Here is a 24,250-nt window from a genome sequence, read left to right as displayed (position 1 = left end):
TATCCCCTACATTTGTAGAGTAGAAAACAAAGAAGTTTTTTCATAGATTAGATTTAGGTTAGTAATTAGTGGTTAGTAGAAAAGTCTGGGTGGGGATCCAGACTTTTTTCTGTTTAAGACTTTCCTCATCACGCTCCTTCCACACTTTTAGCTTTCCTTAACTTTTCTTTCAACAATTTTGCAATGCGATCCCCTACATTTGTAGAGAAGAAAACAAAGAAGTTTTTTCATAGATTAGATTTAGGTTAGTAATTAGTGGTTAGTAGAAAAGTCTGGGTGGGGATCCAGACTTTTTTCTGTTTAAGACTTTCCTCATCACACGCCTTCCACACTTTAAGCTTCCTTAACTTTTGTTTGTGTGACAATAATTACACTTTAATAAAAAAACGTACATACCACTGAATATAGGCTATATAGCTTTACACCCCCTTTATAATTACTATAAGTGTAGTAGTTTTATTATAAATATAGTTGCACTTTACTTTTCACCTTACTATATTTGTAGTAGAGTTTAATTATAGTCTAAATTTTTATCAGCAATATAAAATGAAAACATTAACAAAAGCAGAAGAACAGGTAATGCAAATCCTTTGGCTTTTAAAAGAAGGAGTTGTAAAACAAGTAGTTGAAGGCTTTAAGGAGAAAAAACCAGCATACACTACCGTTGCTACTGTTTTAAAAGTTTTGGAGAAAAAAGGTTTTGTTTCAAGACGAAAAATTGGAAACACCAATCTTTTCTCGCCTGCCGTTAGTAAAAAAGAATATACTCAAGTACAGTTCAGCTCCTTGCTAAAAAACTACTTTAACGGTTCGTTTCCCAAAATGGCCACTTTTTTTGCAAAAGAAAATAATATAAACATTAACGAACTGGAAGAAATGCTAAAAATTACTGTAGACGAATTCGATCAGGAAAATAAAAGCTAATATGGAAACTATATTTACATATCTTTTAAACGCCTCGGCGGGTATTTCTTTGTTTTACATTGCTTATTGGCTTTTTTTACGCAAAGAAATATTTCACTTAGCCAATCGCTGTTTTTTAGTAGCGGCTCTAATTGCAGCTATTCTACTTCCTCTTTTTCCACTTCAGTACTCCGTTTTCGTGGAACCACAAAATACTACAAGGGCTTTTCAAACAATTAGCAACACCTTTAAAAACATTCCGGTTGTTACTCAATCTGAAACCTTGGCAAACAGTTTTAACTGGCAACATGTTCTCGGAGTCGTTTATACTACCGGAGCAATAATTTTCCTACTTCGTTTGCTTATTCAAGCATCGGTACTTCTTCATTTAATCCTAAAAAATCGCATAAAATTAATCTACAACATGCGTATTGTCGAAAACGAAAAATACGGTTTGCCCTTCTCATTTTTCAATATTGTATTTATTAATCCAAGATTTCATATACAGAACGAGCTGCCAGAAATTCTGGCCCACGAAAAAGTGCACATTCGTGAGAATCATTGGTTCGATCTGCTTTTTATAGAACTGTTAACAGTCATCTTTTGGTTCAACCCATTTATTTGGTTCTTTGAACGATCAATTAAACAAAACCATGAGTATCTGGCCGATAAAGGTGTTCTTGCGCAAGGACACACAGTGGCTCGATACCAGGCTATTTTAGTAAATCAGTTAATGGGCATGCAGATTATTGGAGTTACCAACAACCTTAATTTTGCTCTTAACGCAAACCGATTAAAAATGATGACGAAAAAGAAAACTTCTAACAAACGATGGATACGATTTATATGGGTAATACCCGTTGTAGCACTGCTTTTATTTGCTTTTGCCGAACCCAAATATGGATATAAAAATCCTATCATTACTGATAATGATCTATCTATTCAAGTAGTAAAAGGTGAAAAAGAACTTAGCATTCATGGTAAGGTAATTCACAAAGAAACAAAAGAAACACTTCATGGAGCCTCTGTGATGATTAAAGGAACATCAATTGGAACAGTGGTTGATAAAGACGGAACTTTTAATTTGGTTGATCCAAACCCAGAAGTTGATGCAAATGGAACACTAACAACTACTGTTGTAGTATCCTTTGTTGGACTAAAAACAATCGTTAAAAAAATCTCTTCTTCGAGCTCGGCCATACAAAATGCTAAATGTACTTTTCAAATGGAAGATGAGATAATTTATACCAGTGCCTGTTTTAACATGCCATCACCTCCAACTTCACCATCACCACCAAAAACAGTTGAAAAAACAAAACAACATAAAAGCGAAAAAGAAGAAATGGTGTTTGTTGTAGTGGAAGATATGCCACAATTCCCTGGAAGTTCTAAGGCACTTACGAAGTTTGTTCAATCAAAAACAAAAAAATACGATCTGACAGGGAAAGCAAAAATTGGGTTCACAGTAAATCCGCAAGGGAAAGTTATCAATACTAAAGTTGTTGAAAAAGATAATGACAAATTAGGGAGAGCGGCTGCAGAAATTATTGCCCAATCGCCATTATGGACACCTGGAAAACAGCGCGGAAAAGCAGTTCCTGTAAAATATCTAATTGACGTTGAATTTGAATAAGTAGAAATAAGAATCACGTTTTTCTGAAAGCAACAATAAGAATTCATAAACATCCCGAATTGCATGGTTCGGGATGTTTTAGCTTGTAGGTTTACTCCAATTTCACCCATTAGTGCGAATAAAATTGCAAACTTTTTATTACATGAATTAAACTTTTCACATCGGAGAAAGTCAAAACTCTGTAAAAAAATAAAAATTATTGAAATGAATACACAAAACAACACAGGAATATTAATCACTAGAGTAGTAATAGCCGTTTTAATGCTATTTCATGGATTTGCCAAATTAGGAGGAATAGATCCAATAAAAGGAATGTTGGTACATAATGGCTTACCAGAACTAATGGCATATGGAGTGTATATTACAGAAATACTTGCTCCAATACTTATACTAATTGGTTGGAGGACAAGAGTAGCTGCAATCATATTTTTAATGGGAATGATAAGCGCTTTGTTTTTAGCCCATTCTGGAGATATTTTCGCACTATCAAAAACTGGAGGTCTTCAAATTGAATTGATCCTTTTATATGCATCGGCTGCATTGTCCCTAGTTTTTACAGGAGCTGGGAAATATGCTATTTCAACATCTAATAGGTGGGATTAACTAAGAGCTATTTCCTAAACAAGTTTATACAGATAAAAAACACGGTAATACTACACACAACAAAAATTCCCCGAACTACATAGTTCGGGATTTTTTTAAGCCAAAATTCTGCTGTCATATTTTGAAAAACAGACAAGTTTGTCTTTATTTGTATTCAATTTAAATAACATTATTATGGAAGATATACAATCACCTTGCATTAGCATTTGCCGACAAGACAGCAATGATGTGTGTTTTGGCTGTAGAAGAACCACCGAGGAAATTGGAAACTGGTCGCTTTACACGAATAAAGAAAAAGAAGAAGTCATTAAAAAAGCGGCAGATCGCAGAAATGCGCCCGACACAGCAACAGGTACTTTTTTCAGATAGAAATGCTATTTCGTTTATCACGATAGAAATATCCCGGACTTAGATTCGGGATTTTTTCTGACCAAGCCCAACTCATTCAGCTCATCCCAATCAGGATCTTACCCAAAAAAGCTCACTAAGGAAATCATTCCGCAAAACAAAAAACAGTAGGTAAATGACTATAGCCTGTTTTTCCTACCTTTGTTTCCCTAAAACCTAGCGATGACGAAACGTAAACTGAAACCCAATATCCGTAAAGGCCTGCAACTTACAGGACTCTTACTAACCTTTATAGCCCTACTATCTATTTTTATGAATAGGGAGCCCAAAGGCAAAACCGAGGCTCAGGTTTCCATCCCCGTTCTGTCGAAAAAGGAAAGTAAGGCTTTGCGCCGCTACAATAACGATTCTCATGTTAAAATAGCACAGCAAAAGGGCTTGAAAAAGCCTTTGCTCTCGAAAGAGGAGTACAAAGCAGATCCCGAGGAATTCGGAGAACGTTACAATCTGGAACGAATTGACGACAATGAGTACTATGAAATACCGCATTTAAGCAATTCGCTTCCCTACCTGCAGGAACCTGCGGTAGAATTCTTAGACTTATTGGGGGAACGGTTTTGCAATCAACTCGAAGAGTTAGAACTCCGAAAATACAGGTATTCGGTTACCTCGATATTGCGAACCCTCGACGATCAAAAATCGCTGCGCAAAAAAAATGTAAATGCCACCTTCAATAAATCGTCACATTATTATGGCAGAACTTTTGATATATCGCAAACCCGTTTTTTTGAGCGCGGTAACAGTCAACCCGTTTACTCCTACCGTCTTCGAAACATTCTGCTGCGTGTGCTCCTAAAAATGCAGGACGAAGGCAAATGCTATGTGCTTTTGGAAAAGCAGACCAAGTGCATTCATATAACGGTAATCTGATTAGAGCAAGTCTTGCTCTCTTACAGCTCCTTACATATCCCCCCTAATTACTGATTTTTACCAAATACAAATTAGCCGCTTTTAGTAAATGAAATAAAACCTTGTAGAAGGAATAAGCTATCTTTGGCCCTGGAATAATTTGCATGCACAGCCTGTATAACTTACTAAAAAAGATAGCGTGATGATAAAAAAAGGAGCCTTGCAAAAATGGCGGTTTTTGATACAAGTAATTTTTGTTCTTCTCTGTGTATGGATTGGGCTCGATTTCTATTTTTTTAACCAGTATCTGGCCACAGATGGTTTAACAGCTTTTCATAGCCGACCCCCAGGAGTAGATGCCTTTTTGCCCATTAGTTCATTGCTAAGCTTGGTTTATTTTATTAAAACCGGCATTATTCATTTGGCTCATCCAGCGGGCTTCATGCTCTTCATTAGCTTCTTACTAATGTCTTTTGTTTTTCCCAAGTCGTTTTGCAGTTGGGTATGTGTGTTTGGAGCTTTATCGGAAAAGCTAGCTGATTTTGGAGAATTCGTTTTCGGAAGAAAAATAGAAATGCCCAAAATTATAGACCGAATTCTCAGGTCGCTAAAATACTTATTGCTAGCACTTATGGCGGTGGTGTTTTTGGGAATGACAACACCCGCATTAAAAAGTTTTCTCGATGGAGATTTCAATAAAATCTGCGACATTAGGATGTACGATTTCTTCGCGAATATCAGCAGTTTATCTATAGTGGTTTTTTCTAGTTTAATCCTTCTATCCGTTGTGTTCAGAGGCTTTTGGTGCAGGTATTTATGTCCTTTCGGAGCTATTATGAATCTCATGGGACTATTAAGTCCTAATAAAATAAGAAGGAATAGCCAATCGTGTATCCATTGCAATAAGTGTTCGCAGGTTTGTCCTTCCTTCCTAAAAGTTGCCACGCTTAAAACCGTTATTTCCGATGAATGCTCATCCTGCATGAAATGTCTGGATATTTGCCCGGTAAAAAATACACTAACAATTAAACCAATAACTTCCAATAAAAGCATTTCAAAAAAATGGGTTGCCATATCCGTTATCCTCATCTTTCTAAGCATCACCCTTATGGCTATGCTATCTGGTAAATGGCAAAACAACATAAGCAAAGAGGAATATCTGAATATATATCCGCACAGAAATGAACTAAAACACAATTAATTACTTTGGGTTATTTAATACCGTTTACCAGGAATATATTGAACGTGAAAATAACACCCTGAAACCTATAAGCAAGCTACCACCAGGCTATTCGTTTGGCTAAAAATTCGAGGGAATTTCACCAATCGAATCCTTAAAAGTTTCTTTCGTTAGTTCTTATTCGTTTGCTTTTTAGAACGGACAACAAATAACTAGGAAGAAAGCAAAAAAAGTGAAAGGGATTGGTAATAAAAAAACCAGAACGGGTAATTGAGTAAGAAATTGATTCGGCACCCAATAAACCATTTCCATAAAACTCCTAAAAAAATCCGCTACTCATCTCTGAATAGCGGATTTTTTTACCTTCCTTTTTTATATGGATTTCGAGAACATCTTGTCTTCCCCGCTTTTTGCGTATCGTAGTTTGTTATCAAACAATTTTGCAATGTTTCGGAGGAAAATCATACCCAAATCTGTCACTTCCAATTTCTCATCATCTACTCTGATAATTCCCTCATCGACCATTACCTGCATTTCTTCTTGAATACTTTCTGGCAAGTACTGTTTCACCTTGTCGGAAAAAAAGAGTTCACGACGACAGGTAATATCCAGAATGGCGCGTTTCACGATCACATCCTCATTACTCAAGAAATAACCTTTCACCAAATTCAATTCTTTAGCCTTGGCTGCCTTTTCATATTGCTTGATATCCTTTACATTTTGTGCATAAGCATACTTCGCATCGGAAATAGAAGAAGCTCCCAATCCAATGAGCAATTCGGTGTGCGAAGTGTTGTATCCCATGAAATTACGGTGCAATCGCTTCTCTTCGCGAGCGACATACAATTCGTCGTGAGGCAAGGAAAAATGGTCCATTCCCACATCGCTGTAGCCCAATTCGGCTAATTTCTCTTTTCCCAAATCGTACAAGGCTCTTTTTGCCGCACTATCGGGAATATCAGCATCGGTAAATATGCGTTGCCCTTTAGTTTTCCAGGGCACATGAGCATAAGAATAGTAAGCAATGCGATCGGGTTTTAGTTCAGACACCTTATCGAAGGTATCGCGAACCGAACTCAACTGCTGTTTTGGCAAGCCATAAATTAAATCAAAGTTCACTGAATCATAACCTATCTCACGCGCAGCAAGAGTTACTTCCTTTACCGTCTCGAAACTTTGAGGCCGATTAATCACCCGTTGAACTTCCGGATCGAAATCTTGTACACCATAACTAACTCTACGGAATCCAACCTCGTAGAGAGCCTGCAAATGCTCACGAGTTGTATTATTTGGATGACCTTCGAAGCTAAATTCATGATTAGGATGCAATTGAGCATTCTTTTTTATGCCATTAATTAGTTTCTGTAAATTCTCAGGATTGAAAAAAGTAGGCGTTCCACCTCCCAAATGAAGCTCCCGTATGATAGGCTTCTCCTTAAAAGTTTCCAGATAAATCTCCCATTCTGCTAGCAATGCATCAATATATTGATCTTCAAGATCATGATTACGAGTAATCACTTTAGTGCAGGCACAATAGGTGCAAAGTCGCTCACAGTAAGGCAAATGTATATAAACACTAATTCCCTTTTCAGCATTTGATTCGTCGAAAGTCTTTTTTACCACTTTCAACCAATCGCTCACTTGGGGTTGTTCATCGCCCCAAAAAGGCACTGTTGGATAACTAGTATACCGGGGAACCGGCACATTGTATTTATTAATTAATAATTCTCTATCCATAACTAAAACATCTTATGGGTTTAATTTCGTACAAAGATATCTTTTTTTGAAAGAAAGCGAGCCTAATGCTTTTTAGAAATACATTAAGACTATTCACACAAGAATTCTTCTCGAATTGTAGCCCATAATTTAAATCCGTAGCTTTAACTTTACATTCCTTCAAATAAATCTGATATTGAAAATAGATTAAGCCTCAACAAGAATGAAAAAAGAGATCACAAAGCATCCAAACGCACATTCAAAACATGAAATTGTGCTTGTAATTAATCCTGGCTCAACTTCTACGAAAATCGCAATATACAACAGATCAGGCCTTATTGATGAAAAAATCATTCGCCATTCGCAAGCAGATTTAGATACATTTCAACGGGTTAGCGATCAATTCGATTATCGTTACCAAATGGTGAAGGCTGGATTTGATCAAATGCTCGATTCGGAAGAATTTCAACTTGTAGGCGTTGTAGGAAGAGGTGGAATTGTAAAACCTTTGGAAGGCGGCACCTATAAAATCAATAATCACTTTCTGGATGATGCTAAAATGGGCACTTACGGCGACCATGCCTCCAATTTAGGCTGTATGCTAGCTCATAAGCTTGCTAAACATTTTAAATTAGAAGCAAGTTATACTGTTGATCCAGTATCGGCAGGTAATATTTGCGAAAAGGCGCGTATCTCAGGCGTACCAAGCATTGAACGAAACCGAAGAGGCCATCCTTTGAACATGAAAATGACTGCTCGCAAAATTGCCAAACAACAAAACATTCCTTTTGAAAAGACTAAATACGTAATTGCCCATTTGGGTGGTGGAATTTCTATTGCAGCCGTTAAAGGAGGTCAAATTGTTGATGTGAACGATGCTTTACTAGGAATGGGCCCCTTCTCTCCCAACCGTGCCGGGGCTCTGCCAACACGAGGCGTTCTCGATTTATGCTATTCTATGCCCAGAAACGAAGTAGAAACACTACTTAGCAAGAACAGTGGTTTAAAAGCTTACCTGGGCGTAGATGATCTTCGCGATGTTTTCCAACTTATTGATGCCAATAGTAAGAAAGCAAAGCTCGTTTACGATGCTTTTGTGTACCAAATAGCCAAAGAAATAGGTGCATACCACATAGCCTTAAAATGCAAGGCGAACGGAATCATTATAACAGGTGGAATTGCCTATTCGGATCGCTTTATTTCTGACCTAAAAGAATATGTGGGCAGCTTAACAAACTTTTTTGTTTATCCTGGTGAAAATGAAATGCAAGCTCTGGCCGAAGGTATTTTCCGAGTAATAGATGGGCAAGAAATTGCCCTCGATTACTAAATGAAATCACAATAAATAGTATTTGTTATTCCCATTTCCCTGCCTACAAAATACCATATTCGACTCTAAATCGATAAATGAGCCTATTTTTACCCGCAATCCACAAAAATATAACACTCTCACAAAAAGAAAATTAAGAGTTTTGACGTAGATATGTAGTACCCCCTTTTGCGCAATTCCCTCCCATATTCCACCCTGTTTTTAGCTATTTATTATTTCTTCGCGATGCTATTAACCCAATGACCGAAAGAAAATAAATTCTTATTAAAAATAAACTATGAAACATTACCTTTTGCTATTAGCATTTACATTGCTTTTAGGATCGTGCACCGACACAGATTACATTTCCAATGCTCCTGAATTGGAAATTAACGTTAGCGATACCGATGGTATCTTAATTGAATATGCGAGCGTTTCCCTTTTTGACAACCGAGATGATTGGGACGAGAAAACCAACAAAATTGATTCCTTAACAACCGACTCGCTGGGACATGTTGCTTTCGAAAACCTTGAAGAAATTCAATACTATGTGTATGTTGAGAAAGATGATTTAAACAACACCTATGGAACTATTGCCACAAGCGATAGTTTACAAGTTGATGAAATCCGCGTCCTAAACATTCAAATCGAGTCCATCCAATAAGCCAATCTAATTCTAACTTAAAAATCTATGAAAAATATATATCCCCTATTTTTTCTTTTGCTCCTTCTCATCAGTTCATGTTCCGATGAAGAAATTTACAATGAACAAGAGATTACTGAAGATGAAGGCCTTACCTTTGAAGCCATTGTTCCTGAAACCACCAAAACCATCAGCACAGAAACATGGGAAGCGGCTGTTAGCAATATCGACACTGTAAATCAAACCATGACCTTAGCAAGTTCTATTGAGGATAATATGGAACTAAACGAAGGCGATATTCTGGTAAGCGAATACGACGGCGGATACCTACTTCAGATTGAAACAATCACGCGCACTGACGACCAAATCTATTTAACTACATCAGAGTCCACCCTGGAAGATGCCATTGAAGATGCTGATTTTTGGTACGATACACCTCTTACCAATTCGGAAGTTGATGAAATAGAAAGCTTAAGCGATGGAGCCACAATTTCGCTAAACGACACAAAATCGAACAATACGAAAAGTAATTTATCGGTGAATATCTCAGCTAACTTAACCGATGAAGATGAAATTTTTAGCTTAGGTATTAACGGTTCGGTTACCCTAAGCTCCGACATCCGTACCAAACTAAAAATTAAACGTTTTAAACTCCGCAAATTCGAAATTGGTTATTCAGGATCTATTTCTACCGAATTAACGGGATCAATCTCTGTTACTACCGAAAAAGACTCAACCATCTCTTCAACTAAAGAGTTAGAAAAAGATATTGCAAGTATTGCATTTAATAAGATTGTAGTGTATTGTGGAAGTGTCCCCATTCTTGTAGAGCCGAAACTTACCCTGAGTGCAGGAGTGCGTGTTTCGGCAGTAGCGAGTGCAACGATTGGCCTCACAGATGAACTTAGTTTCTCGGCTGGCATCACCTATGTAAGAGGAACAGGATGGGGAAACTATAAGACATTCGATCATGAATTTAGCCTTTTACGACCTACTGGTGAAGTTGAGGTAAGCGCCGAATGTTATATCGAAGCAAAACTAAAATACAAGATCTATAAAAAACTTTCGCCCTACATCGAATTCCCAATTTATGGTGGTGTGAGAGCTGGCGCCAATACCGAAGATGGATTCTACTATGATTTATATGCTGGAGCAGCCTTGAATGCCGGTGCTAAAATGAAAATATTTGGAAAGAATCAAATCAATTACAATGCTGAAATATTTTCGGTAGAAACCTACCTCAATCAGGCACCCGAAAGTCCATCCAACCCAAGTCCCGAAGATAAGGAATCAGTCGATTATCAGGATGAAATTAAATTAAGCTGGACCGGCAAAGATTACAACAAGGATGATGAACTAACTTATACAGTATATGCTTCAACCGATGAATCGAAACTTAGTGAAAATGCAGTGGCTACCAATATTAAAAACAACTACTACACGCTAAGCGATATTACTGCCGACCAAAGCATGTACTGGCAAGTTATTGCTAAAGATTCTGACGGAGACAAAACCTCAGGTCCTATTTGGTCCTTTACTGTGGGTTCGTCACAAATTGCTCCTTCAACACCTCAGCTTATTGCACCTACAGAAGACTCAAAAGGTCTCGATCCGGAAAGCATCGAATTCAGCTGGGAAAGCGATGATGAGGATGTGAACCCGGTCTTTACCATTCTATTGGGAACCGATAAATCATCACTCGAATCAATTTACGAAGGAACAATTACAAAGGAGGATGACGTTTACAAATATACTTCAAGCACTATTTTAAATTCGAACACCACCTACTATTGGCAGGTAGTAGCTGCCAACGACGATTTGTCGGAAAGCAGCGAAATTGCCTCTTTCGTAACATCTATACCGGGAGCAATTAGTTTTACCGATTCCCGCGATGGAAACACCTATGCAGCTGTAAAAATTGGTGATGACTACTGGATGTCTGAGAACTTAAAATACACGGCGACAAGTTCGAGCAAGTATTCCAAAGTGAATGATGTGGTCTACTATTCCTACTTAATTATGGATGATGTTTGCCCAAGTGGATGGCACATTCCTACAACCGATGAGTACGATGCCATGTACGAAGAACTTAATATGGAAACAAAAGGAACGCTTCAATTGCTCGATCCGGATTCCTTTAGCAATGGAAGCAACACATCAGGATTTTCGGCCACATCTACCGGAACCAACTGGAGTGGTAGCATTGAGGGGAACGAAGCTGCTTACTACCTAAAATATACCGATAGTGAAGAAGGAGAATGGCCCTACTTCATGTATCTTGATGAAGAAGTTAGCTACTGGGATAATTCGGATCCCGATAGTAAACTAACTATTAGGTGTGTAAGAGATAAGTAAAAAACAGTCGAAAAAGAAAACATCGTTTTTTATAACCCACTAAATACAAGGCAATCGTAAACCACTACGATTGCCTTTCTTTTTTTTATTTTCGAATTCTAACGATTAGAAATGAATGCTAAAAAACAGTTTCTATCTGTAGAAATAAACATTAGAAACTTTAACAACAAAAACTTATTTTTTGTATATTGAGTAACGCTCATTTTATTTGATAGTTGAACGATATGCCTAAACCAAAGCAAAACAATTTATACCAATCCTTAATTAAGAACTCCGGAGATTCAATGTTTCTTTCTAATTATTCCGGAAAGCTAATTGAGGCAAATGAACAGGCTTGCTATAATTTAGGTTATACCCGGGAAGAGCTTCTCAACATGTCTATATGGGATATTAACAAAAACTATAAAACACCTGAACAGCTTAAAGAAATATTGCATCTTCTTAATGAGAAAAACCACCTAAAACTGAATGTTATACACCAGCGAAAAGATGGATCGAAATACAGCACAGAGCTCAGTGTTACACTCCTGATTCAAAATGATGAAAAACTAATACTAGGAATTGCCAGAGATATTAGCGAATATGAATCAGCACAAGAAAAGCTCTCCTCTTACATCGATAGCATGGAAAGAACACATGTGATTATCGAGAATAGTAGTGATATCGAAAAAATGATTCATGATCTACTTGTTCTGATTCAAGATGTTCTTAAAACCGATCGAAGCTTTTTTTTCCCCATTCTAAATCGTAAAAATCAATTCATATTCCCTACTGTTAAAATTGTTTCTCCATATTTTTCGAAAATTTCTAGTTTAGATGAAGATTGTAGGAATTATCAAAAGATTCTTTCTCAAAAAATAAATCAGCAAAATAAGATCCAAATTCTATACACAGAATCGGATTCTACAGATGAGATCCGTAGCCATTTTCAGATTAAATCTGAAATGATTATCAACAAACAAGATACTGGTTTTGTTTTGGGAGTACATCGTTGCAAAAAAACTGAAAAATGGACTGAACTTGAACAAAAAATGCTTACAGAGATAGGTAGACGATTGGAAGATGCAATAAAGAGAATACTGTATAAACATCAACTAGAAGAAAGTGAAAAAAAATACAAAACCCTTTACAACAGTGCTCCCATTCCATACCATTCGCTAGATACGAATGGAGATATAATTGATGTAAACAACACCTGGCTGAACTTTTTAGGCTACGAACGAGAGGATGTTGTTGGGAAGAATTACCGAGATTTCTTGCATCCCCAATGGGGAGATAACTTTTTTAATAATTTTCCAACATTTAAAAAACGTGGCTACGTAAATAACGTTGAATTCAAAATTCGCCATAAAAATGGACATTACAAGTTTATTTCTCTGGATGGAGTTACCAACTGTCATGCCGATGGAACTTTTAAACAGACCAATTGCATTTTTCAAGACATTGGTGCGAGAAAAAAAGCAGAAGCAAAACTAAAAGAAAGCGAAGAGCGCTTTCGCCTATTAATGGAACAATCGCCTTTTGTTGTTGAAATATATGATTTAAAGGGCTTACAAATATCAGTAAACAAGGCTTATGAAGAACTTTGGGAAATTCCCTCAGAAGTCACTCTTTTCAAATACAATATTTTAAACAGTCCCGAAGTTCATGCTACTGGAATAATAGAATACATTAATCGAGCCTATGCAGGAGAAACCATCGACCTTCCAGATCATGAGTACAACCCCGAAAGTGATTTAAATGCCGAATACCAAAGCCGAAGCAGATGGTTGCGAACTCGTATTTATCCTTTAAAAGATGAATTTGATAAGGTAACCAATATTGTGGTTATGCACAGAGATATTACCGATCAGAAAAATGCGGAAGCAAAAATCGCAAAAAGTGAAGCAAAATTTAAAAGCTTTGTGCAACAAGCTCCTATTCCCCTTAGTAATGTAGACAATAAAACAGGAGAGATTAAGTATGTCAATACTAAGTTTCTAGATGTGTTTGGATACACTCTTGATGAAATTCCGACCATGGAAAAGTGGTGGAAACTTGCCTATCCAAATCCAGAATATCGAAAAATTTCAATCGACAAGTGGGAAAAAGCAATGGAATTAGCAATAAAAAATCAAACAGATATAATTCCTGAAATCTACAATATTACTTGTAAAGATGGAAATATGAAGCAGATATTAGTGTCGGGAATTACCATTGGAGAAGAATTTTTAGCGATGTTGGTAGATATTAGCCATCAGAAAAAAATTGAACAAGAATTAACTATTGCCAAAGAAAAAGCAGAAGAAAGTGAAAAGCTAAAAACAGCCTTTTTGGCGAATATGAGCCATGAAATACGCACTCCTATGAATGGGATTCTGGGATTTGCCGAACTTTTGCAAACCCCACACTTAAGCATCGAAAAGCATCATAAATATGTAAATATTATCATGCAAAGTGGGAACAAAATGCTTTCTACTATCAATGATATTATTGAGATATCTAAAATTGAAACCAAACAGATATATCCAGAACCACAAGAACTTAATATTAGTGAAATTCTTGATTCACAATATGCTTTTTTTCTGCCCGAAGCATCTCAAAGTAAAATTGAATTTACCCTCAACAACTCGCTTTCAGCATCGGATTCGATAATTGTAACCGATCCTTCTATGCTGGATTCAATTCTTACTAACCTAATTAAAAATGCCATAAAGTACACCAATAAAGGATCCATAGAATTTGGCTGCCTGAAAAAAGAGCAGTCTATCGAATTTTATGTGAAGGATACTGGTATTGGGATTTCTAAAAATCAACAAAAAATAATTTTTGAACGCTTTAGGCAAGTGAATACCGATAACACCAAAACTATTGAAGGATCGGGACTGGGCTTGTCCATAGCAAAAGCCTATACCGAATTACTCGGTGGTAAAATTTGGATGAAATCGGAAGAAGGAAAGGGATCCCAATTCTCGTTTAAGATCCCATGTCATTGCTAAACACCATATTTTTCCACCAAAGGCTGATTAATAACCGCCTTCAATTTTTCTGACAACGATTCTGCATCCTGCTTTGTTAGCCCGGTAGTAGTTATAACAGGATGGATAATTACTTCGGCAATTCCAGGACTCGCATTTCCTTTGAACATACTTCCTCGCTGCAATCTTTTCCAATTGGTGGTTTGCGTAATGGGCAGTATGGGAATACCCATTTGGATGGCAATGGATACAGCTCCAGCTTTAAAATCACCCAATTTAGGAGCATTTTCAGGAATTGTTCCTTCCGGTAGAATAACCAAAGGATTGCCCTCAGCAATTACGTCCATCATTTTTTTAAAACTTTTTAAAGCACCCAATCGATTCTTCCTATCCACCAAAATATTCATTCCTGATGTATAAAAAATATGAAACAAGGGCCACTTTTCAATTTCCTTTTTACCTGTAAACACAAAATACTGCTGAAAAATAATGTATAAGGTCGCCGGATCGATAAAGGAACTATGATTGGAACAAATTAGAAATGGCTGATCAGTAATAATATTTTCCCGCCCTTTTACACGTAAAAAAATGCCAGATCCGTAAAGCCAAACCTTAGCATAAATTCTTATCACCTTAAAGGCCATAGGAAAACGTTCTTTCTTCGCTAACAAATACTTAAATATCGGATAGAAAAGAACTAAGCTTAGTACGAAATACAGGAAGAAGTAGACTTTGTATAAAAATCTGATGGGAAATATTAAAACATTCATTTTTGAATCACAATTTAATATAACTAGAATAAAGCAACTTGCAGAGCCTAATTAATGCCCAACAAGAGCTGTAAAAATATCACTAAGGATTTATCATGATTCAAAAGTAAGATTATTTATTTGGATCCCCAATCCTCATAAAATTCATATGAAAGCCATACTTATACTACTGCAAAAGCCATTTTCAAATCAAGGATGTGAATTGTTTCACATTCTTATTTTTTGATTTAAGAGAACATAAATTTAAATATTTCGTATCATGAACACAAAGTAAAGAATTAACTATCAGCCACAAACTAAATTATTTAAAAAAACCGACTACATAATTAATTGATCAGTTATGAAAAAATCTTTAGGTATTTTCCTTGTTCTTATTGCAATTTCAGGAATTGCAGAAGCACAATATGGCTATGGCTCTTTTAGATCATTTCGTATCGATTTAGGAGCTAGTTATTCGAACCCAGGTGGCGACGAATTGGATGCAGGCTTTGGTTTTTACGTGAATCCAAAATTTCATGTAAATGATAATCTTCTTTTGGGTGCTAAATATGAATCGACAGAGCTCACGGCAGTAGATGAAGATTATTTAGACGTGTCAACAATCTATTGCTATGCTACAACAATTGACTACTATGTGAGCAACGATAACCTCCGTCCCTTTGCAGGTATTGATATTGGGATTTATGAGCTTGAGTCAATAACTAGTAGAAGCATGGGACAAAATACAGAAATTGAATTGGGTTCGAAGTTAGGAATTTCACCCAAAATTGGTCTTAGCTTCGGGCATTTAGATATCTGCTTTCAGTATAGCCTTATTTTTGATCAAAATGAACGTTTCGATGATTTTAACCATAGCTCGATTAAGTTAGGCTTTCACCTTGGAGGTGGCGAAAACTAAAACATCTGCCTAAGTGCAAAAAATTGCAAGAAAAATGCCATCCTTAACGGGATGGCATTTTTTATCTGTATCAGTATTATCGTTTTTAAAATTTACGGAAACCAATTAGGTGACGAACCTCTTCTAAGGTTTTAGCAGCGCTTTCGCGAGCTTTCTCAGCTCCTTCTTGAGTTACTTTTCGCAGGTAAGCGTCATCCTGGTAAATATCAAGAAAACGCTCTCTAATTGGAGCTGTGAAATTGATAATATCTTCGGCCAACTGCTTTTTAAGATCGCCATAGCGAATTTCGCAATTGTTGTATTTATCATTAAAGAAATCGTAAGTATCTTTTGTAGAAACCACATCTAGTAAGCTAAACATATTCTGAATGGCTTCAGGCTTTTCCTGATTCATTTGAGTTGGTCCACTATCCGAAACCGCTTTCATCACTTTTTTACGAATTGATTTAGGATCCTCAACCAAACCAATGGCATTTCCTTCCGATTTTCCCATTTTTCCTGATCCATCCAATCCTGGAATTTTAACAAATTCTCCTGTAAACGAATAGGGTTGAGGAATTTGAAAGGTATCTCCTCCGTAGATATTATTGAATCTCTTGGCAAATTTACGAGCCATTTCTAAATTCTGCTCCTGATCTTTTCCAACCGGCACATACTGTGCTTTGTGAATTAAAATATCAACAGCCATTAAAACGGGGTAAGTCAATAAACCCGCATTTACATTTTCAGGACTTTTTCGTGCTTTATCTTTAAAAGAGGTCGTTCTTTCCAACTCTCCCAGGTAGGAGTTCATATTCATCAACAAATAAAGCTCTGGAATTTCAGGAACATCGCTCTGCACATAAATGGTTGCCTTTTCAGGATCGATTCCACAGGCAAGGTATTCTGCTAAAACCTGTTTCACATTTAAATGAAGATCAGCAGGGTTGGGGTGAGTAGTCAAGGAATGCCAGTCTGCGATAAAGAAAAAACAATTGTTATCGTTCTGCATTTGAACAAAATTCTTTATTGCTCCGAAATAGTTTCCCAGGTGTAAATTTCCTGTCGACCGAATTCCACTAACTACTGTATTCATGATCTGATTTATTAATAGCTCAAGCTTTGAGCCGTTTATATTGAAAAAATTATCTCGCAAAATTATGAAACGAATCGAACAAAAAAAATATTGAAGGCCCGAAATCGTGCTAATCTATTTGAAAGTAGAAGATTTAATGAAAATAATTTTTCTGAATGCTTACATAAACTGCAAAGTAAACCATGCCCAAACAATATACCTGCCCAACTTTCCCGCTGCCATAAATAGGGCAACCCAAAGTGCATTGCTACGGAGCAAACCCAAACCCAAAGGAATTATATCGCCCACAAAAGGCAAAAAAGAAAAGAAAGCCAACGCACTTCCTTTGCCTTTCAAGAATAATCTGGTTTTTTCAGCTTTTTCCTTTTTTATTCGCAGGACTTTCTCAATCCACTCCCACTTGCCCAAATAGGCCAAATAATAAGTAAACATACCTCCTAACCAATTTCCCAAACTCGCAATGGCAATGGTAAGCGGAATATCGTAACCCGAATAAACAAAAAGACTTAGGATGGCTTCGGAACTAAATGGCAAAACCGTAGCTGCCAAAAAACTCGCCAAAAACAAACCCCAATATCCATATTCAAACAATTCTGTCATTGCTGCCAAAGATAGATATTAATTAATAATGGTGAAGAAAGTGTCTATTACACAACGTAACTTAAACAATTTATTATGAATATAGAGGCTAATATCTTCTTAATTGTATATCCTTTTGTGCCTGATCTATACACTCACTTTCAAGCATAACAATTTCCAATAATTGTAAGTCATGTCCAAATTTGCGAGAAATAATTCCTTCTCGATCTCAAAAATCCTCTAACCTAAGGCTTTCTTCGTTTGTTTTCTTTTGCCTCATAAATATAATTTAGTTTAAAAATTAGTGATACAAGCGCAAATATTTAAAAAATGTTATAAAATGTTAAAGTTGTTATGCTCTGACTGTCAGGTATATAAACCCACAATGCAACAAAAATCATATAATTTGAAATTTTTTTCTTACCAAACCCAGGTTCAGAAAACTAGATTTGTTGTGATGAAATTTACACAAGTGAAATTTATTGTACATAAAAAACTGACCAGTTATGTATTACTAACTTTAATAATCTTACATACTATCACTCTTTTTTATGTGAATTAAAGCTAACGATTGCATTACTAAGACATGCAGTAGTATTAAGAATAGATGAAAAAATTGAAATCCTTATTATATAACTTACTATGAAACACATTTACTATTTTAATTTTTTACTATTAATGCTAGCGCTCTTGGCTTTAGCTTGTCAACCCGATGAGCTTGTTTATGCGAGGCCTGATAGTTTGGAGGGACCAATTTATCAACAGCTGGAATCTACAGGCGAGTTCAGCTATTATTTAGCTTGCCTTGATAAAACGGAATATGCTACCTCATTAAAAAACGGAGGATCATGGACAGTTTTTGCATTTGATGATACCGCTTTTGAAGAATTTATGGACGAAAATGGATATACCTCATTTGAAGAAATCCCAGAACTTAGGTTAACTAATATTATTAAGTATTCAATTATTATTGACTCTTATAGTACAACAACATTAACCTACTATTCTAATGGGTGGTACGAAGGGAATTCATATCGGAGATATACACAATATAGCGATTCGTTAACTCAAATGAATTCCAATAATTACCCTAATAGTCTAAATGAGCCTAATAAAACCTATTGGGTAGATGAGAGTAGAGGAGTTTTAAAGACTACCAGCTATTTTCTAGATGCATATTTCGAATTAACTGGCCACTATGTTGAATTCGAAGATTATGACTTTATGTTTCCAGGACAAAATTATGTTCAAGGAGGTATGAAAGTATTTGAATCAGATGTGGTAGAAACTGGTTTGATTGGTGAAAATGGATTAATTTATCATTTAGATAAAGTAATTGAGCCTCGACAAAATATGTATCAATGGCTTTCTAACGAAGAGAATGATAGTAAATATTCAATTTTTAAAAGTATTATTGATCGCTTTGGCTACTTTAAATATAGTTATACCGATGAGATAACCAATGACTCTATTTTTCAATTACGTTTCCTTAATGGAGTAGAAAGTAACTATATCGCTTTTGAGCCAAACCATGAAACCTATCCTAACTTAATAGCTAACATTAACTATACAGAGGTTTATTCTACAGGTTTACTAGCTCCTACCAATGAAACCTTAACTAGCTATTTAGCTTCAGATAATATTATGGCAGACTATTATTCTTCATATGATGATATGCCATTAGATGTTTTGGCCATGTTTGCCAATATGAACTTCTTTACTAGGTTCTGGGATATTTGTCCAAGTCATTTTGGCGAAACATATACTGTGGGTTTAGATCCTGTTAATTTAACTGAAGATGATGTAGTTGAACAACAGTATTGTAGTAATGGCTTAGTAGTAGGTGTCAATAAAATATATGAAGCCGACTGTTTTTCTACTGTGATGGGACCACTTTTGCTAGATCAGGACTATTCAATCATGCTAGATGCAGTTCAGGAATTAGATATTGCTTCAGCACTGGAAAGTAAAGGAGTTAGTTACTCTGTAATGGGTGTTAAAAATGACCAGTTTATCGATGTGGCTGACCCAAATAGTAGTACGCGTATAGTTTCCGTTGTGTTTCCAACAAATGGAGATCCAGAGCAAACTTATTTACAAGTTACAGGTGATCCTGATGCTTCTGATAATCGCATTTATCCCGATCCGGATGAAGTCACTCCTTCATCAACAGATGTATCTTATGTAAGTACAACATTAGCCAGTATTATAGAAAATCAAATTGTAGAAGACGCATTTAACATGGGTAATAGTAACTATTACCAAACTATGAGTGGAGAATATGTTTATGTAAATGGTTCTGAAATTTCAGGAGGTGGTGATATTGCTAATGAAACACCTGTTTCTATTGCATCTACCAGAATTACTGAGAATGGAAACTTTTATGAAATGAGTAGTTTTATCTCAAGACCAGAATACTATACTTATGGTACTTTACTTCAAGATTTATCGACCTATTCTAGGTTTGTAGAGGTAATTGATGGAGCTGGAGTAAAAGTAGCTATAGCTGATCGCGATGATGACTACCTAATTAGTTTTATCAGCACAAAGAAAAACTACACCTTATTTGTGCCAACTAATGAAGCAGTTCAACAAGCTGTTGATGATGGTGTAATACCAGATCCAACAACATCTTCATTAAATGCATTGTCTTCTTTAGATAGAGCTCAGGCTACTATTGATTTAGCAAATTTCGCTAAAAAACACTGCATTTTGGTTTCTGTACCTACTGATGGAGAAACATCAGGCACCTACTCATCGATGTATTATGACAAGATTGTAGATTATGCTCCGGTTTATATTGAGTATGAAATCGAAAATGATTATGCAACACAAAGCATAACCATAAAAGATGTAACTACTGGGGAAGTTAAGGCTGAAACTACTGATATTACTAATGTATTATCTAAAAAAGTAGTCATTCACCAAATTGATGATTATTTAAGATAGAAATAAAAAGATTTGTATCTCCTATCCTATTAGCCTTGTGTAAAGCATTTTTAAAAACACAACGTTAATACCTAAAAACAGAAGTACGAGAAATTAAATAAATCAATATTCATCCAAGTTTCATCTGACAAATGAAAATAATTTTAAGCAAATGAATGTCTATATAAAAAAGTATATTTTTTACAGCCTGTTGATAGTATTTTCAATACTAACTACATTCGAAATAAGCGCCCAAACTAAAACGGTTATAACAGGTAATATTGTGTCAAAAACAGATGGACAACCATTACCAGGAGTAACTATTGCAGAGAAGGATAAATCGAACAGAATTATTACTGGGGCAATTACTGATTTCAATGGAAATTATGTAATCAAAATCACCGATCCAAAGCATACCTTATCTTATTCGTTTATTGGATTTAAATCTCAGGAGTTTATTCCTGGAAACAAACGAAAAATAGATGTTAAACTTGAAGAATCATTTTCTAAATTAGATGAAGTTGTAATTCGTGCTAGTAGAAACGTAAATACAGGTGAGTTTAATATGGCTAAAACGAGGGTTGCTACGGCCATCCAAACTATTTCTGCAAAAGAGGTAAGTGAAGTATCTTCTTCTTCTATGGTCGATCAACTTCAAGGTCGTTTAAGTGGTGTTGATATTGTTGCTAATTCAGGAGAACCGGGTGCAGGAATGTCTATTCGTATTCGTGGTACATCTTCATTAAATGCTTCATCAGAACCATTAATTGTTATTAATGGAGTGCCATTTGAAACTGAAGTAGATGATTCATTCGATTTTGGTTCAGCTGATGCAGATGAATACTCTTCATTAATAGGCGTTTCTCCCGATGATATCGAAGAAATATCGGTACTTAAAGATGCTGCTGCTACGGCGCAATACGGATCAAGGGGAGCAAACGGAGTATTAAGGATTAAAACAAAACGTGGATCAAGAGGTAAGGCTCGTTTTTCGTATAGTTACAAAGGTACTATGGGTGTTCAGCCATCAGGTATTCCATTATTAAGCGGAGATCAATATTCAACTTTGATGAAAGATATAAACCTTTCAAGAGGCGCCAGTGCGGAGTCTTATCCTGAAGTAGAATACGATCCTACTTATGAATTATATGATTATTACAATAAAAATGTAGATTGGATTAAGGAGATTACTCAAACTGGTTATACTCACCTGCATAACTTTTCGGTAAGTGGTGGTGGTGAAAAAGCATATTATCGTATTTCAGCTAGTGCTAAAACTCAAGATGGAACCACATTAGGTACTGGAAATGATGTGTACACAACACGTGCTATTTTAGATTATAATATCTCTGACAAGCTTAAAATTTCTACAGAGTTATCCTATAGTCATGGTTCAGTTGATAAATCCTATACAAGTAAAGTAAATGGTTCAACAACAAACATTAGAGGTTTATCCTTACTTAAAATGCCTAATCAATCTATTTATGAATTAGATAAATATGGCAATGAAACAGATGCCTACTTTACCCCAATAACGAATATTCAGGGTGATGGTGATGTATATTACAACCCAGTAGCAATGGCAAAGTTGGCTAAATATAATATCGAAAATAACAGAATCAGACCCATCTTTAAAATTGAGTATAAGCCATTTCCTACCTTAACTTATCATTCCACTCTATCATATGATAGTAATAATGATATGACCACCAGATTTACACCTGAGGCTGCAATTGGAGACTATTGGACCAGCTACTCTAACAATTATTCTTATTTAAAGGATAGTGAATTTTTTGTGTTGAGTACCGAAAATAAATTAATCTGGGAACCAAACTTAAATGAGGATCACTCTCTATACCTAGGTGGAATTTTCACTACCTATGATAAAACAAGTCAAACCTATGTAGTCTCAACCTCAAATACACCTGGTAGTACGCTAGAGTCTGTTGTTGTAGCTGCCAATATCGAAAATAGTGGAAGTAATTTATCAACTAGCTATAGTCGTTATAGAAGTGTAGGCGGTAACTTCATGTTTAACTACATGTTTAAAGATCGATATATTTTAAGTGGAAGTGCCCGTTACGAAGGTAACTCTCGTTTTGGAGATGATTACCGTTATGGATTGTTTCCAAGTATGTCGGCTCGTTGGATCGTAACTAATGAACAGTTTATGAAATCGATTAAGATAATAAACGAATTTAGTTTACGAGGTAGTTATGGAGAGAATGGTAGATCGCCTAGTTTTAATTACGGAGCCTATAATACCTATTCTAATTACAGTTGGGATTATCTTGATGTACGACCATCATACCCTAGTAGTATTGAATTGAAGGGCTTAAAATGGGAGACCGTAATTCAAAAAAATCTTGGATTCAACTTAATTATGATGGATCACAGGGTAAATGCTGATGTAGAATTCTATATCAAGGAAACTAAAGATATGCTAAATAAGAATTCTAGTATACCAACCACATCAGGTTTCTCATCTCTGGCTTACGTAAATCAGGGCGATATGGAAAACAAAGGTTGGGAAGTTAGTATAATGGCTAAAGTGATACGGAAAAAAGATTTGAAACTAGACCTTAGTTTCAATATATCCCGAAATAAAAACACGATTACTAAGATTGTAGACGGCATGGACGTGGAATCAGGTGATCCACTTGTTACAGGAGAAGATGGATATTTAAGACGTATTCAGGAGAATAATCCAATTGGATCATTCTATGGATATCGCTCTAAAGGTGTTTATAGTACTTCTGGAGATTTATATGCAACAACTGCTGAAGGGAATGTTATTTATGACATTGATGGGCAACCTAAAATGATGAAGTTCAATAACTCTTATTCGTTTGCTGCAGGTGACGCCAAATACGAAGATATTAACCATGATGGTAATATCAATCGATTAGACGTTGTTTATTTAGGTAATGCCAACCCATTGTTACATGGTGGTTTTGGGACAAATATAACCTATAAAAATTTAAGCTTTAATACCTTCTTTAGTTTTCGCTATAAACAAGATGTAATAAATATAGCGCGAATGAATACCGAAAGCTTAGATGATTGGGATAATCAAAGTACTGCTGCTTTGCGCAGATGGCGTTCAGAAGGAGACGTTACAAATGTACCAAGAGCCTATTATAATAGTCAAGTCAATACTTTGGGATCTGATCGATTTTTAGAGGATGCTTCTTTTCTAAGAATGAAGTCTATTACCCTAAAATACAGATTACCTAAAGCTTTTATTAAAAGGATTAATCTAGATGAGTTATCAGTATATGCAACAGGTAATAATTTATTAACATTTACTAAATATAGCGGTTCCGACCCTGAAACAGGAGCAAGTGATGATTGGGAAGATATGGGATATGATACCAACAAAACCCCAAGATCAAAGCAAGTTACCATTGGATTAAGTATTAAGTTTTAATAATGAATAAACGA

17 protein-coding genes are annotated in these 24,250 nt (G+C 35.9%); 13 read left to right on the top strand and 4 right to left on the bottom strand.

What is annotated here, in order from left to right:
• The first annotated feature begins 579 nt into the window (after positions 1–579).
• The 6 genes from ABYT26_RS09995 (at position 580) to ABYT26_RS09970 (ending at position 5,597) form a co-directional block, all read left to right on the top strand.
• Positions 580–924 carry a BlaI/MecI/CopY family transcriptional regulator gene (locus ABYT26_RS09995; RefSeq protein ID WP_372753419.1) on the top strand — a complete coding sequence of 115 codons (345 nt, stop codon included), beginning with the start codon at positions 580–582 and terminating at the stop codon, positions 922–924.
• A gap of 1 nt (position 925) precedes the next feature.
• Positions 926–2,536 carry a carboxypeptidase-like regulatory domain-containing protein gene (locus ABYT26_RS09990; protein WP_372753415.1) on the top strand — a complete coding sequence of 537 codons (1,611 nt, stop codon included), beginning with the start codon at positions 926–928 and terminating at the stop codon, positions 2,534–2,536.
• A gap of 204 nt (positions 2,537–2,740) precedes the next feature.
• On the top strand, positions 2,741–3,139 hold the full coding sequence (locus ABYT26_RS09985; protein WP_372753413.1) for a DoxX family protein: 399 nt from the start codon (positions 2,741–2,743) through the stop codon (positions 3,137–3,139).
• 174 nt (positions 3,140–3,313) lie between these two features.
• Positions 3,314–3,508 carry a DUF1289 domain-containing protein gene (locus tag ABYT26_RS09980; protein WP_372753411.1) on the top strand — a complete coding sequence of 65 codons (195 nt, stop codon included), beginning with the start codon at positions 3,314–3,316 and terminating at the stop codon, positions 3,506–3,508.
• A gap of 201 nt (positions 3,509–3,709) precedes the next feature.
• Complete coding sequence (locus ABYT26_RS09975; protein WP_372753409.1) at positions 3,710–4,417, top strand: DUF5715 family protein; 708 nt, start codon at positions 3,710–3,712, stop codon at positions 4,415–4,417.
• 181 nt (positions 4,418–4,598) lie between these two features.
• Positions 4,599–5,597: a 4Fe-4S binding protein gene (locus tag ABYT26_RS09970; RefSeq protein WP_372753407.1), complete on the top strand. Its 999-nt coding sequence runs from the start codon at positions 4,599–4,601 to the stop codon at positions 5,595–5,597.
• 351 nt (positions 5,598–5,948) lie between these two features.
• Here the strand turns inward: ABYT26_RS09970 and hemN are convergent, their stop codons facing one another.
• Positions 5,949–7,313: an oxygen-independent coproporphyrinogen III oxidase gene (gene hemN, locus ABYT26_RS09965; RefSeq protein WP_372753405.1), complete on the bottom strand. Its 1,365-nt coding sequence runs from the start codon at positions 7,311–7,313 to the stop codon at positions 5,949–5,951.
• Positions 7,314–7,515: 202 nt separating this feature from the next.
• Between hemN and buk the strand changes: the two genes are divergently transcribed.
• From buk to ABYT26_RS09945, 4 genes are all read left to right on the top strand, one after another.
• Positions 7,516–8,622, top strand: coding sequence for a butyrate kinase (gene buk, locus ABYT26_RS09960; protein WP_372753403.1), 1,107 nt, complete (start codon positions 7,516–7,518; stop codon positions 8,620–8,622).
• A 277-nt stretch (positions 8,623–8,899) separates the two neighbouring features.
• The gene (locus ABYT26_RS09955) at positions 8,900–9,265 is read left to right on the top strand and encodes a carboxypeptidase-like regulatory domain-containing protein (RefSeq protein WP_372753401.1); all 366 of its coding nucleotides are present in this window, start codon (positions 8,900–8,902) and stop codon (positions 9,263–9,265) included.
• A 27-nt stretch (positions 9,266–9,292) separates the two neighbouring features.
• Entirely contained in the window at positions 9,293–11,599 is a 2,307-nt protein-coding gene (locus ABYT26_RS09950; protein ID WP_372753399.1) for an FISUMP domain-containing protein, read from the top strand.
• Between the two features lie 224 nt (positions 11,600–11,823).
• Positions 11,824–14,577 carry a PAS domain S-box protein gene (locus ABYT26_RS09945; protein WP_372753397.1) on the top strand — a complete coding sequence of 918 codons (2,754 nt, stop codon included), beginning with the start codon at positions 11,824–11,826 and terminating at the stop codon, positions 14,575–14,577.
• On the opposite strand, the gene ABYT26_RS09940 is transcribed toward ABYT26_RS09945, so the two are convergent.
• Positions 14,574–15,326, bottom strand: coding sequence for a lysophospholipid acyltransferase family protein (locus ABYT26_RS09940; protein ID WP_372753395.1), 753 nt, complete (start codon positions 15,324–15,326; stop codon positions 14,574–14,576). The two genes, ABYT26_RS09945 and ABYT26_RS09940, sit on opposite strands and share 4 nt — an antisense overlap.
• 340 nt (positions 15,327–15,666) lie before the next feature.
• Here ABYT26_RS09940 and ABYT26_RS09935 point away from each other — a divergent pair, with 340 nt between their 5' ends.
• Positions 15,667–16,224 carry an outer membrane beta-barrel protein gene (locus ABYT26_RS09935; protein ID WP_372753393.1) on the top strand — a complete coding sequence of 186 codons (558 nt, stop codon included), beginning with the start codon at positions 15,667–15,669 and terminating at the stop codon, positions 16,222–16,224.
• A gap of 85 nt (positions 16,225–16,309) precedes the next feature.
• Here ABYT26_RS09935 and trpS read toward each other — a convergent pair whose 3' ends face one another.
• Both trpS and ABYT26_RS09925 read right to left on the bottom strand, forming a co-directional pair.
• The gene (gene trpS, locus ABYT26_RS09930; protein WP_372753391.1) at positions 16,310–17,299 is read right to left on the bottom strand and encodes a tryptophan--tRNA ligase; all 990 of its coding nucleotides are present in this window, start codon (positions 17,297–17,299) and stop codon (positions 16,310–16,312) included.
• 159 nt (positions 17,300–17,458) lie between these two features.
• The gene (locus tag ABYT26_RS09925; RefSeq protein WP_372753417.1) at positions 17,459–17,899 is read right to left on the bottom strand and encodes a YqaA family protein; all 441 of its coding nucleotides are present in this window, start codon (positions 17,897–17,899) and stop codon (positions 17,459–17,461) included.
• A 621-nt stretch (positions 17,900–18,520) separates the two neighbouring features.
• Here ABYT26_RS09925 and ABYT26_RS09920 point away from each other — a divergent pair.
• The gene (locus ABYT26_RS09920) at positions 18,521–20,827 is read left to right on the top strand and encodes a fasciclin domain-containing protein (RefSeq protein ID WP_372753389.1); all 2,307 of its coding nucleotides are present in this window, start codon (positions 18,521–18,523) and stop codon (positions 20,825–20,827) included.
• A gap of 151 nt (positions 20,828–20,978) precedes the next feature.
• The gene (locus tag ABYT26_RS09915; protein WP_372753388.1) at positions 20,979–24,236 is read left to right on the top strand and encodes a SusC/RagA family TonB-linked outer membrane protein; all 3,258 of its coding nucleotides are present in this window, start codon (positions 20,979–20,981) and stop codon (positions 24,234–24,236) included.
• The last annotated feature ends 14 nt before the right edge of the window (positions 24,237–24,250 follow it).

The sequence above is a fragment of the Labilibaculum sp. genome (assembly GCF_041595635.1).
Classification (GTDB): Bacteria; Bacteroidota; Bacteroidia; order Bacteroidales; family Marinifilaceae; genus Labilibaculum.
Note: the sequence above shows the minus strand (reverse complement) of the source record. Positions and strands in the feature narration are given on the sequence as shown.

What these genes read in the sequence shown, in the direction of transcription:
- buk (WP_372753403.1), top strand. Translation starts at nt 7,516, where the DNA reads ATGAAAAAAGAGATCACAAAGCATCCAAACGCACATTCAAAACATGAA.
- ABYT26_RS09945 (WP_372753397.1), top strand. Translation starts at nt 11,824, where the DNA reads ATGCCTAAACCAAAGCAAAACAATTTATACCAATCCTTAATTAAGAAC.
- ABYT26_RS09915 (WP_372753388.1), top strand. Translation starts at nt 20,979, where the DNA reads ATGAATGTCTATATAAAAAAGTATATTTTTTACAGCCTGTTGATAGTA.
- hemN (WP_372753405.1), bottom strand. Translation starts at nt 7,313, where the DNA reads ATGGATAGAGAATTATTAATTAATAAATACAATGTGCCGGTTCCCCGG.
- ABYT26_RS09975 (WP_372753409.1), top strand. Translation starts at nt 3,710, where the DNA reads ATGACGAAACGTAAACTGAAACCCAATATCCGTAAAGGCCTGCAACTT.
- ABYT26_RS09935 (WP_372753393.1), top strand. Translation starts at nt 15,667, where the DNA reads ATGAAAAAATCTTTAGGTATTTTCCTTGTTCTTATTGCAATTTCAGGA.
- trpS (WP_372753391.1), bottom strand. Translation starts at nt 17,299, where the DNA reads ATGAATACAGTAGTTAGTGGAATTCGGTCGACAGGAAATTTACACCTG.
- ABYT26_RS09940 (WP_372753395.1), bottom strand. Translation starts at nt 15,326, where the DNA reads ATGAATGTTTTAATATTTCCCATCAGATTTTTATACAAAGTCTACTTC.
- ABYT26_RS09950 (WP_372753399.1), top strand. Translation starts at nt 9,293, where the DNA reads ATGAAAAATATATATCCCCTATTTTTTCTTTTGCTCCTTCTCATCAGT.
- ABYT26_RS09995 (WP_372753419.1), top strand. Translation starts at nt 580, where the DNA reads ATGCAAATCCTTTGGCTTTTAAAAGAAGGAGTTGTAAAACAAGTAGTT.
- ABYT26_RS09980 (WP_372753411.1), top strand. Translation starts at nt 3,314, where the DNA reads ATGGAAGATATACAATCACCTTGCATTAGCATTTGCCGACAAGACAGC.
- ABYT26_RS09970 (WP_372753407.1), top strand. Translation starts at nt 4,599, where the DNA reads ATGATAAAAAAAGGAGCCTTGCAAAAATGGCGGTTTTTGATACAAGTA.
- ABYT26_RS09920 (WP_372753389.1), top strand. Translation starts at nt 18,521, where the DNA reads ATGAAACACATTTACTATTTTAATTTTTTACTATTAATGCTAGCGCTC.
- ABYT26_RS09985 (WP_372753413.1), top strand. Translation starts at nt 2,741, where the DNA reads ATGAATACACAAAACAACACAGGAATATTAATCACTAGAGTAGTAATA.
- ABYT26_RS09955 (WP_372753401.1), top strand. Translation starts at nt 8,900, where the DNA reads ATGAAACATTACCTTTTGCTATTAGCATTTACATTGCTTTTAGGATCG.
- ABYT26_RS09925 (WP_372753417.1), bottom strand. Translation starts at nt 17,899, where the DNA reads ATGACAGAATTGTTTGAATATGGATATTGGGGTTTGTTTTTGGCGAGT.
- ABYT26_RS09990 (WP_372753415.1), top strand. Translation starts at nt 926, where the DNA reads ATGGAAACTATATTTACATATCTTTTAAACGCCTCGGCGGGTATTTCT.